13 protein-coding genes are annotated in these 12,576 nt (G+C 67.0%); 11 read left to right on the forward strand and 2 right to left on the reverse strand.

Annotated features, from left to right (window positions below; translation table 11 throughout):
* Positions 1–3 precede the first annotated feature (3 nt).
* From KA712_10835 to KA712_10885, 11 genes are all read left to right on the forward strand, one after another.
* Positions 4–1,101, forward strand: coding sequence for a tetratricopeptide repeat protein (locus KA712_10835; protein ID MCG5053444.1), 1,098 nt, complete (start codon positions 4–6; stop codon positions 1,099–1,101).
* Positions 1,098–1,511 (forward strand): hypothetical protein, encoded by a 414-nt coding sequence (locus KA712_10840; protein ID MCG5053445.1) that lies wholly within the window; start codon positions 1,098–1,100, stop codon positions 1,509–1,511. Before KA712_10835 ends, KA712_10840 begins: the two co-directional genes overlap by 4 nt.
* Positions 1,511–2,887 carry an AgmX/PglI C-terminal domain-containing protein gene (locus KA712_10845; GenBank protein ID MCG5053446.1) on the forward strand — a complete coding sequence of 459 codons (1,377 nt, stop codon included), beginning with the start codon at positions 1,511–1,513 and terminating at the stop codon, positions 2,885–2,887. The genes KA712_10840 and KA712_10845 overlap by 1 nt, the downstream gene beginning before the upstream one ends.
* Positions 2,887–3,714: a hypothetical protein gene (locus KA712_10850; GenBank protein ID MCG5053447.1), complete on the forward strand. Its 828-nt coding sequence runs from the start codon at positions 2,887–2,889 to the stop codon at positions 3,712–3,714. The genes KA712_10845 and KA712_10850 overlap by 1 nt, the downstream gene beginning before the upstream one ends.
* Complete coding sequence (locus KA712_10855) at positions 3,711–4,316, forward strand: hypothetical protein (GenBank protein MCG5053448.1); 606 nt, start codon at positions 3,711–3,713, stop codon at positions 4,314–4,316. Before KA712_10850 ends, KA712_10855 begins: the two co-directional genes overlap by 4 nt.
* A 31-nt stretch (positions 4,317–4,347) precedes the next feature.
* Positions 4,348–5,361: a GTP-binding protein gene (locus KA712_10860; protein ID MCG5053449.1), complete on the forward strand. Its 1,014-nt coding sequence runs from the start codon at positions 4,348–4,350 to the stop codon at positions 5,359–5,361.
* 8 nt (positions 5,362–5,369) lie between these two features.
* Positions 5,370–6,335 carry a rhomboid family intramembrane serine protease gene (locus KA712_10865; protein ID MCG5053450.1) on the forward strand — a complete coding sequence of 322 codons (966 nt, stop codon included), beginning with the start codon at positions 5,370–5,372 and terminating at the stop codon, positions 6,333–6,335.
* 131 nt (positions 6,336–6,466) lie between these two features.
* Positions 6,467–6,922, forward strand: coding sequence for a hypothetical protein (locus KA712_10870; protein ID MCG5053451.1), 456 nt, complete (start codon positions 6,467–6,469; stop codon positions 6,920–6,922).
* The gene (locus KA712_10875) at positions 6,919–7,758 is read left to right on the forward strand and encodes an SH3 domain-containing protein (protein MCG5053452.1); all 840 of its coding nucleotides are present in this window, start codon (positions 6,919–6,921) and stop codon (positions 7,756–7,758) included. Before KA712_10870 ends, KA712_10875 begins: the two co-directional genes overlap by 4 nt.
* A gap of 82 nt (positions 7,759–7,840) precedes the next feature.
* Positions 7,841–7,996 (forward strand): DUF4266 domain-containing protein, encoded by a 156-nt coding sequence (locus KA712_10880; protein MCG5053453.1) that lies wholly within the window; start codon positions 7,841–7,843, stop codon positions 7,994–7,996.
* Positions 7,987–9,210 (forward strand): DUF3570 domain-containing protein, encoded by a 1,224-nt coding sequence (locus KA712_10885; GenBank protein ID MCG5053454.1) that lies wholly within the window; start codon positions 7,987–7,989, stop codon positions 9,208–9,210. Before KA712_10880 ends, KA712_10885 begins: the two co-directional genes overlap by 10 nt.
* Before the next feature lie 8 nt (positions 9,211–9,218).
* Here the strand turns inward: KA712_10885 and KA712_10890 are convergent, their stop codons facing one another.
* Together KA712_10890 and uvrC are read right to left on the reverse strand one after the other, a co-directional pair.
* On the reverse strand, positions 9,219–9,752 hold the full coding sequence (locus tag KA712_10890) for a hypothetical protein (GenBank protein ID MCG5053455.1): 534 nt from the start codon (positions 9,750–9,752) through the stop codon (positions 9,219–9,221).
* Positions 9,753–9,784: 32 nt separating this feature from the next.
* Positions 9,785–12,487: an excinuclease ABC subunit UvrC gene (gene uvrC / locus KA712_10895; GenBank protein ID MCG5053456.1), complete on the reverse strand. Its 2,703-nt coding sequence runs from the start codon at positions 12,485–12,487 to the stop codon at positions 9,785–9,787.
* Positions 12,488–12,576: the final 89 nt, after the last annotated feature.

Genomic DNA, 12,576 nt, shown 5'->3' on the forward strand with positions numbered 1-12,576 from the left:
CACATGGCCGTGGGGCTCGTGGCCGCATGGGGGCTCTCGAGCGGGCTCGTCGCGTGCCGCAGCGGCGCACCCGCGCGTACGCCGTCCGGGCTACAAAAGGTCCGCGTGCCCGAGGCAACGCCCGAAGCGCAACAGGCCTTCGAGGAAGGCCTGCGCCACCTGGCCCTCGGCCCCCAACACCACGAAGCGGCGCGTACGGCGCTCACCCGGGCGGTGACGCTCGACCCTGACCTCTACGAGGCCTGGCACGATCTGGGTGTGATCGAGATGCGGCGGGGACGCTGGCAAGCTTCGGTGGATGCGTTCGCGCACGCGTTGAAGGTGCAGCCTGCGTCGCGCAGCTCGCTGCTGGGCCTGGGCCACGCGCTGATGAAGCTCTCGCGAGGCGATCGCGCGCACAAAACCTTTGAACGATGGCTGGCAGAGATGCCCGAGGATCGGGAGGTGCGGTTCGCTTACATTGCAGCCCTGCGAGAAGGCGGCGAGGGCCTGCGCGCGCTCGAGCAGGTGCGTGCCCTTCTTGCCAAGAACAGCAAAGACGCCGAGGCCTTCAACGCGCTGGGGCTAGTGTACCGCAAACTGGGCCGGCCCCGCCTGGCCGAGACCGCGTTCAAGCGCGCGCTCGAACTCGACCCGAAAGCGGCGTTCGTGTGGAACAACCTGGGACTCTTGGCACTCGACCGCGGTGACGATCCGGGCGCCTTTGCCGCCTTTGCGCGGGCCACGGAGCTCGACACGACCTACGTGGTGTCCTGGGTGAATCAGGCTGTGGTGTATCTCGACAGTGGCGCCTACGACAAGGCGTTCGCGGCGCTCGAACGGGCCGTGGCCACCCAACCCGACGACGCGGACCTTCAGGTGGCGTTGGGTGTGGCTCTGCGTGGACTTGGGCGCTTCGACGAAGCGGCGGTGGCGTACGGACGGGCGCTGGACCTACATCCAGACTTCCCTCCGGCGCTCTATAATCTGGGTGTCCTCTACATGGACCACAAAGAGGATCCCCAAAAGGCGAAAGAGGCGCTCTTGCTGTTCGCGAAGGTCGCACCCGACAAGGATCCGAAACGAGACGACGTGAAGTTTCGTCTGAGGACGCTGCGATGACGGTGACCTCGAGCCTTCGGAGATCGTGCCTCCGTCTGTTCGTGGCGGCCGCCCTGGCGTCGATGCTGGGCGGGAGCCTCACCATGGGGAGCGTCTCTGCCTGGGCCAAAGCGCCCAAGTCCGACAAGCCGGTGCGCCGCCGCGCGGTCGAAGCTAGCCCGCCTGCGGGCGTGCATGAGGAGCAGGTACCGGCCGAGGCCAACGCAGAGGCCAAGGCAGACGGGGGCAAGGTCGAGGGCAAAAAGGCCAAGGTGCTCACCTTCGGCGCGATGGACGTGGAGGGAAAAATGCGTACCCCGCAGCTCCTGTTCTTCTTGAACCGGGTCAAAGCCGAGCTCGACTCGACGACCGTGCTCGAGAAATCTTTCATGAAAGAACTCGACGCCACCGCCAAGGAAAAGGGGCTGTGATGCACGCCCAGCGCCTTCAGATCGTGTGTTCGTGGCAGCGTCGCCTGTTGGGTTACCACCTGCTCGGCCGACGAGAGAGCTTCACGATCGGGCCGTCGAAGCGGGCGCTTTTCCAAACGCCGCGTTTACCGAGTGGGCCCCGCAAGCTGGCCTTGTGCACGCCCGCTCGCGGGGGACGCGTCTCGCTCCGCTTGCGTGCCGGGCTTTCCGGTTACGTCGAGCGGCCAGGGCAGGAGCGCCAGCGGATCGCGGACGTGCTCGCAAGCGCGCCCCGCGGCTCCTGGCCCCATCGCGACGTGGTCGTGGTGCCCTTGGGTGTAGGCGACACGGCGGTGATCGAAATTGAAGGCGCGTTCGGCCTGCGCTTTGCGCTTTCGTGGGTCGATCCCCCGCCGCGGGTCGGACGGCCTTCGCCGCGCGAAGGCAGCCCCTTCTTCTACCGCGTTCTGGGCGTGACCTCGACGCTGTTGGCGATGCTGGTCGGAGCGCTGATGTTCGTGGGGCCCGAGGCGGCACGTGACGAGCTCATCACCCCGGACCGTTTCGCGAAGGTGGTTGAACCGGAGCTACTGAAACCGAAGACGCTCGAGGCGCGCGATAGGGTGAAGCAACGGGGAGACAAAAAGAAGCGAGACAAAGAGGCCGCACAGTCCAAGCGGGCGCAGGAGGAGGAGGGTAAGCTGGGACGGCAAGACGCTCGAGCGGAGACGGCCATGCCCCAGGGGCAAAAGGACATCCTGCACGAAAAGGTGGCCAACACCGGGGTGCTTGCCGCATTGGCCAAGGCCAAAGCCGCGGGCTCGGGGCTGGGTAAGCTGCTCGAACAAGACGACACGCGAGACCTCGAACAGGCCGTGACGGGCTTGGCGGGCACGCAGCTGGCAGTGGGTGAGGGGGCGGGGGGCTTGGGCGTGGCGGGAACGGGCCTCGGCGGCGGGGGCACTGGGTTTGGGCGGATCCAGGGCACGGGCAATCTTGACGTGGGCGCGGGGCGCGGGCGGGGACGCAAAGGGCCGGGGCTCGGCAGCGGGAAAGAAAAGACTGTCTCCATCGGGCTCAGCACGGGTGCCCCTGATGCCGACGGTGGCCTTACGAAGGAGCAGATCAACCGCGTCGTGGCCGCGCACAAGGCAGCGCTGAAGTATTGCTACGAAAAGGAGCTGCAGCGAAAGCCACACCTCGAGGGCAAGATCGAACTTTACTGGGTGATTCGCACGAGCGGAGAGGTCGAGAGGGTCAAGGTGGCGGTGAGCACCCTCGGCGATGCGGACGTCGAGTCTTGTATGCAGCGTCAGGTCAAGAACTGGCGCTTTCCCAAGGCCACCGCGCCCACGATCGTGCAGCGTTACCCGTTTTTGTTCAAAGGAGGCTCCTGATGCGCGTGCGCCCTGGTTGGCTGTATGCCCTTGCCTCCCTGGGACTGTCGTGTTCCACGAACACCCCCCGCTACTTCGTGCCCGAGGCGCCCCTGCTCGCGGGTGCAGAGGGTATGGCCTCGGTCTCGGTGGCCGTACAGATTCCCTTCCGGCGTCCCACCGACGAGGAACGGACGACACTCGAGGCCAAGAGTAGAACGCTCGGGTTCGGCGCACCCTTCGTGAGCCGGCGCCACGTGGACGTCTCGATCCAGTACACGATCACCAACGTGTCGGGCCAAGCGGGGTGGGCGCGCGTGTTCGTCAACGGCGCCAACGAGTACACGAGCTACGATCTCGGCGCGATAGAAGCCCAGCTCGCGACCTTGATGGTACCCGAGGATGCTCGGCCTACCCTGTGGTCCCTCATCGAGGGGACGAAGCTGCCCTTGGTGGCAGGCGCCACGTATACGGGTCAGGTGCGCGAAGACGAGTTCGTCGAAGCGGCGCGTGACCTGGACGCGATCGGCCGCTTCATGGCCCCTTACCTCACGGTGCTCCTCAACGACTCGCGCGCGAATCCCGCGGGCATGGAGCTGGTGCCTGCCAACGTCGATCTTCCTCAGCTCCAAACCGTGATCGTCACGTTCGCCGCCTCGGTGCCGATGCGTCTCGACTTCCTCGTGCGTGTGCGCGACCAGGCGGGGCTGCTGGCCGAGGGCAACGAGCCCCGCTTCATGCCAACCCCCACGCCCTTCGTGCCCCTCATCGAGGGCGCCGTGCCGGTAAACATGATGCCAGGCATGCCGGGAATGACGATGCCTCCGGGCGACGGGGGCGGTCCATGAAATGGCCCGTCCTCCTGGCGGTGGCGCTCGCGCTCGCGTGCCACCGCGTTCCTTCGGTGCGGGCGCAGATCACCGAGGAGCCCGCCCGCCCGCGGCCCGATCCGCGTAAGTTCGCTCGCGGACTCTTCGTGGACGCGGAGCTGGGCACGTTCGTGCCGCTCGGCAAGGCCGATGCCCTCGGCTCGGGCGTGGGGCTGGGTGGCCGCATCGGCTACGACCTCGGGCGCTTTTTCGCTGTTCAGGCGCATGTCTTCGGCTCCACGCACCGAACGGATTTTGGTGCGGCGCCACAGTCGGGGCAGCTGCTGCAGATTTATCAGCTCACGGGTGAGGTGAAGCTCACGCTGCCTCTTCGACAGTGGTCGCTTTTCGTGTTCGGGGGCGGCGGGATCGCACAGCTGTCCACGAACCTGATCGGAACCACGGGGCTGACGGCGCCCGACGACACCTCGTCTTTGGTTCTCATGGGGGGCGCGGGTCTCGACTATCACCCCTTGACCCGTCACTTCAGCGTGGGCGTTCTTGGGGCGTTTTCCAAGCTGCGTGTGCTCGAGGCTCCGGGTGGAATCTGGTCCACGGCTTACCTGCGGTACACCTTCTGAACGGCGCGACCTGGGCGGCCACGGCAGCGGCATGCTAACAGAACGAGCGCTGCGGCCTCCGCCGGGCCTGCGCTTCGTCATGACCACCCCCGTACCCTTCATCGTCCTTACTGGGTTTCTCGGAGCCGGGAAGACCACTCTTTTGAATCGTGTACTGGCGGCTCAGCATCTAAAGCGGGTGGCGGTCATCGTCAACGAGCTCGGGCGCATCGACATCGATGGCAAGCTGCTCAAGAGCCGCTCGGGCGACGTCGTCGAGCTGGTGGGCGGGTGCGTGTGTCACGAGATCACCACGCAAGAAGAGTTGTGGGGGGGCCTTGCCGAGGTCGTGGAGCGGTCGCGGCCCGACATCATCGTGCTCGAGACCACGGGGATCGCCGAGCCTCGTCCGATTCTGCAGGGACTCGACGCCCTGCCCGCAGACGAGCGTCGTGTGCAGCCGGCGGGCGTCGTGACCGTGGTCGACGCCGTGATGGGGCTTGGCCAGCTGTCCGCTTACGAAGAAGCCCGGCAGCAAGTGCTCGACGCCGATCGTATTTTGCTTTCCAAATTGGATCGAGCGCGTGCCGATGAATTGCCTCGCTTGCACGCGCACCTGGCTCATCTGAATTTGCAGGCGGAGCGCGCGGGATTTCCGGATACGCCCGAGGGAACGGCCGAACTCGTGCCCTGGCTGCTGCAGGTGGGGAGCCCCCGGGCCCTCACGTCGCGCGGAGAGGGGCACCATCACCATCACCACAGCCGACAGCTCATCGCCGCCAGCTTCGTGGACGAAGCGCCGTTGCTTGCTGAGCCGCTGCTCGCGCTGGTCACACAATGGAACCCGGTGAGGGTCAAGGGGTTCGTGCACGTGGAAGGCGACGAGCGGCGTGCGTTTCTCGAACGAGCCGGGGATCAAACGTCGCTGCGCTTCGAAGACCCGTGGGGCAACCGCCCTCGCAAAACAGAGCTCGTGTTCATCGGCGAGGGGCTGGATCCGGCGGCGGTGCGCCGGCAACTGTGGGCGTGTCGCGCGGTGAGCCCGGCCGCGCAAGGCGGCGGTTAGGTCCCACGATGGACACCCCTGTCGGCGAAGCCCCCCCCGACGCCATCGTTCGTCGCGCCGCGCGGCGCGAGGCGGTGGAGGCGTGGGCGCTGGTGTTGGCTTCACAGTCCATCCCTCACGCCATCGTTCGTACGTTCGCGGACTTACCCGAAGGGGCCGGGCCGTCGGAGTCCCCACGATCCTCCTTGACCCAGGGCGAGGTTTCGTTCGCTTTGGTTGTACCCGTGGCGCAGCTGCGCCGGGCGGCCGTCGCATTGGCGAAGACCGAGTCCGAAGACGCGGAGCGCGCCTCGACGCCGGATGTGCAGCCCCCCGATCGCGGGCGCCCCTTGGCCCCCGCGCTGGTGTGCGTGGCTCTGGCCCTGTTTTTCCTTCTCACGGGGCCCCGTGCGGGTAACTCGTTTTGGTTCAGTCACGGCAGCGCCGAGGCCACGGCCATCCTCTCGGGCGCTCTCGAGCGTGCGGTGACGGGCATGACCTTGCACGCGGATGCCATGCACTTGGCGGGCAACGTCATCGCCATGCTGGTGTTCTTGAGCGCGGTGGCGCGGTGGCTCGGCGGGGGACTGTCGGTGTTGCTCATGGTCGTGGCGGGTTTTCTGGGAAACGTCACCACGGCCTACATTTACGTGAATCATCACGATTCGGTGGGAGCGTCCACGGCGACCTTCGCCGCGCTTGGCTTGCTGGGCGGCTTGCAGGCTCGGCACCGGGTGCGGCACGGATGGTGGCACCGCAACAGGCGCTTCGGGCGGGCGCTGCCCGCGTTGGCGGCGTGCCTTGGCCTCTTCGCCATGCTGGGCGTGGGGGAGAGCGCGCAGGTGGACGTGGTGGCCCACCTTGCAGGGCTTGGCTGGGGTCTTCCCTTCGGCGCGGCGGGCGCCTGGCTGCCTCCCGTGTCGCGGCCCCTCAACATCGCGCTGGGGCTTTGCGCTGCCGCCGTCGTGGGCCTGTGCTGGGCCTTGGCCTTCTGAGGGCGCCGTCACGGGTCTGACGCGCAGGTCGACAGCTGCGAAACCGCACGTACAAGTGACCACACACCACGTGGGCGTGCGTTCGCCCGTGTTGGCGGAGGCGCCGAACTTGCGCGTACAATGGGGTGGGCATGAGGCGGCTATCTGTCGGTTTCCCCAAAGCGCGTGGCTGCGCGATCGCCTGTGGTCTCATGCTGGGCTTGGGGTGCGGGACCGTGGATCTCGGACCCACGCCGGCCGAGGTGAACACCTGCCGTCCGAGCCAAACGTTTTTTCATCAGCGTGTATGGCCGGAGCTATTGGCACAAGCGCGGGGCGGCAAGACCTGCGGTGATGCCCGCTGCCACGATGCGGGCAGTGGACGCACGTTGATCGTCGTGGCGCCCACGAGTACGCCCACGTTGCCGTTGCCCGAAGACTGGCTCGCGCTTTACCGTTCGGCCACGGCGCAGCTGCAGTGCACAGACGTGGCCCAATCGCCGCTGCTCATGAAGATCGATGGACGGCAGGCGCACGTGGGCGGCAAGTTGGTCGAGCCCGGGGGGGCGGAGCGCACGCTCCTGCAGATGTGGGTGGAAGCTCCATGAAGCGGGCATTGTGGGCCTGGGCGCTGGCGTCGCTGTCGAGCCTTGAAAGCGCGTCCGCACGCGCGGACGAGGCGGTGTCCGCGCACGTGTCCCCGCAAGACGAGGAGGCCCCCTGGGGTGTGGTGCGGGTGCTTGCCGAACTTGCGGAGGTGAAGACGGGGCCCGGCTTTGCTTACCGTACGATCTATGTGGCGCCGCGGGGCGATACCCTCACCGCGGTGGCGCGTGCGAACCGCGACTACTGGTACCGCGTGCGCCTGCCTGATGGCACGTATGGCTGGATCTTGGGAGACCAAGTGCTTGCGCTCAACGTGGATCCCACGAGTGGATCACCTCCCGGTTTTTTGTCTCGCGTGGCGGCCGCTGTCTTTGCGCCTCCGGCGCTGTGGGTGGGCGACGTGGGGCTGTCGTTCTCGGCGGGGATGTTGGGAGGCGAGGGCATGGTGATGTTTCGTCCTGCCGTGCTTTTGGCGCCCCACCTGGCGCTGGAAGGCTTCGTCGGCGAAACCGTGGGTGAGCAACTCGACGTGCTCTACTACGGGCTGGCGGCGAACCTCTATGTGTGGCCGCACTTTCCCGTGACGCCCTTTTTCAGCCTCGGCGGGGGAGGCACGTGGGGGCGCACGAAGCTGGATCAGCAGGCGGTGCAGGCGCAGGGGCCAAGCGTGAGGGCACGCAAGGGACATCAGCAGGCGGCCTGCGTGGGCGGCGGGATCCTCATCTCGCTCAAAAAGCGCATCACTTTGCGCTTCGACTTTCGCAACTACGTGGTCTTCGATCCCAACAAGACCGAAGAGCTCAAGGAGTACTCGGGTGGACTGGCCGTGTTCTTTTAAACGCCTCCGACGAAGCGCCCTTCTCGTCTGCCTGATCGCGGGGGCGAGCCTTTTGCCCGGATGTGGAGGTTCACGCGCATGGTTGGTGAAGCCCCACCAGCGCGAGCACCTGGCAGATCGCATCATGCGCCCCGAGGCGGAGGCGCAAGAAGCCGCCGCGGACCAGCACGTATGGTCCACGCGCGAGGGCGCCGTGGGGGGCAGCGGCACGGTGGGAGGAGGCTGCGGGTGCAACTGAGACTTTGCCCTCGGGTGGCAGCATGCCTGGCGCTCCTTGGCGTGAGCTGGCTCGCGGCGCAGCCGTCGGCGTCTCACGCCGATGTGCAAGGCGCCTCTCGCCTCACCCTGTTCCGCGAGCCGGCAAGCCAATCGGAGGGCATCACCGTCATTCATCCGCAAACCGATGTGAGCGCCACGTTGGGGGGCGCGTCCCTGGCTGCGGGGTACGAGGTGGACATCGTCAGCGGTGCCACACCGCGCGTGTTCGGCGGCGTCGACGCGGTGAGCGCCGCCACGCGCTTTTCGGATCTGCGCCAGACCGTGAAGAGCTCGCTCGGTTGGAACGTCTCGGACGTGGGACTCTTGGCCGGCTACTCCTACGGATGGGAAAGCGATTACCTCTCACACACGTTGCAGGTGGCGGCGCGTGGAGACTTCCTCGAAAAGAACTTCACGTTGGGGCTCGCGTATACGCGCAACTTCGACACCGTCTGCGATGCCAACAACGGCTTGGCCCAGGGGGTTTTGGCGTTGCGTGCGCTGGGGTCGTCTGCGCGCTGCTTCGAGGGCGGGCAGACCGAGACGGTCAAGCGCGACCTCGACATCCACACGCTCGAGCCCTCGCTCACCTGGACCGCCACTCCCCGCTTGCTTTTGCAGCTCGGCGTCAGCTTGCAGCTGCTCGAGGGATTCCAATCGAACCCCTACCGCCAGGTCCTGGTGGGCAGTCAGGGGCGGACACCACAGGAGCGTGTGCCCGCGCAACGCCAGCGCTACGCGCTCTTCGGGCGGGCCCACTATGCGCTCCCCGCCTTGCGGGCCGCGGTTGCGTTGCACGGGCGTGCCTACCGCGATTCCTGGGACCTTTTGGCCGCCACGGCTGACCTCTGGATTCACAAGTACCTCATGGAAGGCTTGCTCTTGGGTCTGCATGGCCGCTACCACCGTCAGACGGGGGCGGTCTTCTACCGGAGTGCAGCCGACTACGAGCGCCTGGGCCCCGCGGGCTCGTATTGGACGGGCGACCGTGAGTTGTCTCCCTTTGGCACGCTCTCGAGTGGTCTCAAGCTGACGTACATACGTTCCCGCCAACAGCGGCCCGAGGCTTGGCTCGACACGCTCGAGGTCAGCATGAAGTTCGAAGGGATGTTCTATCAGCTCGAGGAAGGCGCCCCGAACCGAGACCGCACCAAAGCGCTGGTGGCACAGCTGGGCGTGCTCGCCCGGTTTTGAGCCCGCGCTCAGCCCCCGTCGCCCGCGCCCGCGTCCACCGCGAGGGCCGACAGGCCACCCTTCACGGTGCCGTTGCACGTGATTGGCAAGTTGCCGAGGGCCACGGAGGCGGTGCCCACCAGGTTCACGTTGCCCGTCGGAGGCGTGACCGTCAGCGTGCCGGCGTTCACGGCGAAGGTGCCGCTCGTGCCTTGAAACGTGAACGTGCAGCTCTGCCCAGGAACCGGGGATGCCACACCGTTCTTTACGTTCATCGCCACCAGGCAGCCAGAAAGCGCGGCGTCCGAGAACGACAACACCAAGTCAGAGCCACTGCCTTCCTTGATCGTGACGTTCCCGGATACGGTGGTTGCCGGAGGCGAGAAGCCCTGGCACGTCACGTCCACGGCGCCCTGGTTGATGACCCAAGCGCCCAGGAAGGGCGAAAGATCTTGTTTTTTCTCGTCATCGCTGCCACAGGCGGGCACAGCGGCAGACAGGCAAACGGCCCCGAGGGCCGCCGACCAAAAACGAAATGCCGATCGCGGGTACAGCTGGATCATGCCGCCAGAGTAGCGCTGGACCCCGGGCCTTGTCACTTCCCCGGCGGGGTGGGCCCTTCGTCCTCGTCGGCCTCCTCGTCAGGCGCGAGGCCAGAGTCGGACGCCTCACCTTCCCCTTCTCCTTCGACTTCAAGGGGACCCTCGAACGCGAGGGCGTCCTCGGCGGCGAACGCGCTTTCGAGGGCGTCGTCATCGGCCTCCTCGGCCGGGCTTGGGAAAGACCCCTCGGCGACGTGGTCGCGGGGCTCGCTGCCCTCGGGCCCGGCGAGCGCCTCGGCCAGGGGCAGACGTGCAAAGTGTTCGAACACCGCCTGCGCGGCTGCACGGCTCATGCCCGGGACGTCGGTCAAGGCCTCGAGCGAAGCGTCGCGGATCTTCTTGAGGCTGCCGAAATGGCGCAGCAGCGCGCGCTGCCGAGTGGCGCCGATGCCCGGAACGTCAGACAGGGACGAACGCAGGGTGCGACGTTTGCGCTGGGCGCGGTGGAACGTGACGGCGAAACGATGGGACTCGTCGCGCAGCTGTTGCAGGACGAACATCTCGGCGCTGTTGGGCCGGATCGGAATCGGATCCTTGGCGTGGGGGAGAAACACACGGTCGGGGCGTCGGCTGTCGTCGTCGCCTTCCCCCGAGATGCTGGCGCGCCCCCGGCGAGGTCTCGCGCGGGGCGCGGCTGATGTCGACGTCGCCTCGTCGGTGCGGGCCTTGGCGAGGCCCACGATCACGAGGCCCCCGCCTGCCGAGGTGTCGATCCCCACGTCGCGGGCGGCCGCCAGGGCCATCCCCAGCTGGCCCTTGCCGCCATCCACCACCAGCAGATCGGGCAAGCGCCAGGAGGATTCCTGCTCGCCCGCCTCCGCCGCTTCGCGGGCCCGCCGGAACCGGCGCGAGAGCACTTCGTACATCGATGCGAAGTCGTCGTTGCCGGCGGCGCCGGCTGCATGCTTGATCTTGAACGTGCGGTAGCGCGATTTGTCCGGTTTACCGTCGATGAATACGACCATCGAGGCCACCGCGTCCGTGCCCTGGACGTGCGAGATGTCGTAGCACTCGATGGCCCGGGGCAGCTGGGGCAAGCGCAGGCGCCTTTGCAAAAGGGCCATCGTCTCCTCGGCGTCCTTTTGGGCGTTGCGCCGGCTGGCGAAAGCCGCCGCCGCATTTTTCTGCGCGAGCGAGACGAGATCGGCCTTGGGCCCCCGCTGGGGCACGTGCAGGGTGACCCTGCGTCCGCCCCCGCCTCGCGCCAGCTCCGTGAGCCACTCACTCTTGAGCTCGGCGTCTTCGATCGAAAAAGGCAAGAGCACTTCGGAGGGGGGCGCCGGGTTCAAATCGTAGTAGAGACCGAGGAAGGTGGACAAAAGCTCGGCATCCGGAAACTCCTGCCCTGCGAACGAGAAGTTGCGTGCCCCCGACATCTGACCGCCGCGGATCGAGATCACCGCGATCTCGAGGGCCAGACCCTCGCGGTAATAACCCACGACGTCTTGATCGGCAAAATCACCCGAGACGACGCGCTGTTCTTGCAGCGTGTTCTCGAGTGCCCGAATCTGGTCCCGTACGGTGGCGGCCGCCTCGAAGTTCAGGCTCTTTGCCGCCGCCATCATGCGGGTCCGCAGCCGCTCCATCAGCTCGTCTTTTTTGCCATCGAGAAACAGGCGCACGTCGCGCACCTGCTCGGCGTACTCGTCGCGATCCACCGGCAAGACACAGGGAGCCGGGCAGCGTTTGATCTGATGCTGGAGGCAAGGGCGCCGGCGCGTCTGCAGCACGTGATCCGTGCAGGTCCGCAGCTGAAAGTGTCGGTTCACCACCCGCAGGGCGTACCGACACGATGAAGCCGAATGGTAGGGGCCAAAGTAGTGGGCGCCGTCATCCCGCAGCTGCCGGACCACCTCCAGGCGCGGCCAGGGCGCGGCCGGGTCGAGGCGCAGCACGAGGTAGTTCTTGTCGTCGCGCAGGTTCACGTTGAAGCGCGGCTTGTGCTTCTTGATGAGCGTGTTCTCGAGCAGCAGCGCTTCTTTTTCGTTGGTGGTGATCACCGTCTCGATGTCACCCACGATGCGCCCGAGCAGCGGAACGAAGTCGCGCACGTCGCCGGTGTTCGGCTGGAAGTACTGCCGCACCCGGTTGCGCAGGTTTCCCGCTTTGCCGATGTACAGGATCTTGCCTGCGTGATCCTTCATCACGTAAACCCCGGGCAGGGCGGGCAGGCGGGCGAGGATCTCGTCGAGCGAGCGCCCCCCCTCCTCGGCGGTGGCTTCGCGCAAGGTGGGGCCTTCGGGTGTTTCGGGAGGAGCTTCGGACACGCGTCTCCCCTGAGGTATATCGGATCGCAGTCCCGGAAGCCGCTCTCGGACGCGCGTCAGGGCGCGCGCTTCGCGAGGCGCAGCTCGATCGTCTGAGCCTGCTCGGCCGTGATCACGCGGTGGGCGGTCTCGTACCCCTCGGCTGTCGCGCTGAGCTCGTGCCGGGTGCTCCCGCGCGGCAGGCGCAGGGGGTTCGAGGGGGCAGGGGCTCCGTCCACGAAGAGGCGGGCCGCCCGCGGCACGAGACGTACGTCGATCAGCACGCCCTCGCCCGTTTCCACGGGCTTCCAGGTGGGGACACGTGCGACGGCCGGTGGAGGAGCCGGCGTGGCGGTTTGCCTTTGGGCGGTTTGCCCTTCGACGGCTTGCTTGAGGGCGCGGGTGACCATGCCGAAGAGGGCAATTCCTCCCAGCGCGGCCAGAGCCCATACCACCCAGGGTGTCGAAGACGGGCGGCGCGCGCGCGGCTTGGGTCGGGGCGCCCGCGGGATCGGGAGCTCGGGTGCGGCCGTGCCGGG

Source organism: Myxococcales bacterium (assembly GCA_022184915.1).
Taxonomy (GTDB): Bacteria; Myxococcota_A; Polyangia; order Fen-1088; family Fen-1088; genus JAGTJU01.

What these genes read in the sequence shown, in the direction of transcription:
- KA712_10835 (MCG5053444.1), top strand. Translation starts at nt 4, where the DNA reads ATGGCCGTGGGGCTCGTGGCCGCATGGGGGCTCTCGAGCGGGCTCGTC.
- KA712_10875 (MCG5053452.1), top strand. Translation starts at nt 6,919, where the DNA reads ATGAAGCGGGCATTGTGGGCCTGGGCGCTGGCGTCGCTGTCGAGCCTT.
- KA712_10865 (MCG5053450.1), top strand. Translation starts at nt 5,370, where the DNA reads ATGGACACCCCTGTCGGCGAAGCCCCCCCCGACGCCATCGTTCGTCGC.
- uvrC (MCG5053456.1), bottom strand. Translation starts at nt 12,487, where the DNA reads ATGGGCTCTGGCCGCGCTGGGAGGAATTGCCCTCTTCGGCATGGTCAC.
- KA712_10860 (MCG5053449.1), top strand. Translation starts at nt 4,348, where the DNA reads ATGCTAACAGAACGAGCGCTGCGGCCTCCGCCGGGCCTGCGCTTCGTC.
- KA712_10845 (MCG5053446.1), top strand. Translation starts at nt 1,511, where the DNA reads ATGCACGCCCAGCGCCTTCAGATCGTGTGTTCGTGGCAGCGTCGCCTG.
- KA712_10855 (MCG5053448.1), top strand. Translation starts at nt 3,711, where the DNA reads ATGAAATGGCCCGTCCTCCTGGCGGTGGCGCTCGCGCTCGCGTGCCAC.
- KA712_10840 (MCG5053445.1), top strand. Translation starts at nt 1,098, where the DNA reads ATGACGGTGACCTCGAGCCTTCGGAGATCGTGCCTCCGTCTGTTCGTG.
- KA712_10870 (MCG5053451.1), top strand. Translation starts at nt 6,467, where the DNA reads ATGAGGCGGCTATCTGTCGGTTTCCCCAAAGCGCGTGGCTGCGCGATC.
- KA712_10850 (MCG5053447.1), top strand. Translation starts at nt 2,887, where the DNA reads ATGCGCGTGCGCCCTGGTTGGCTGTATGCCCTTGCCTCCCTGGGACTG.
- KA712_10890 (MCG5053455.1), bottom strand. Translation starts at nt 9,752, where the DNA reads ATGATCCAGCTGTACCCGCGATCGGCATTTCGTTTTTGGTCGGCGGCC.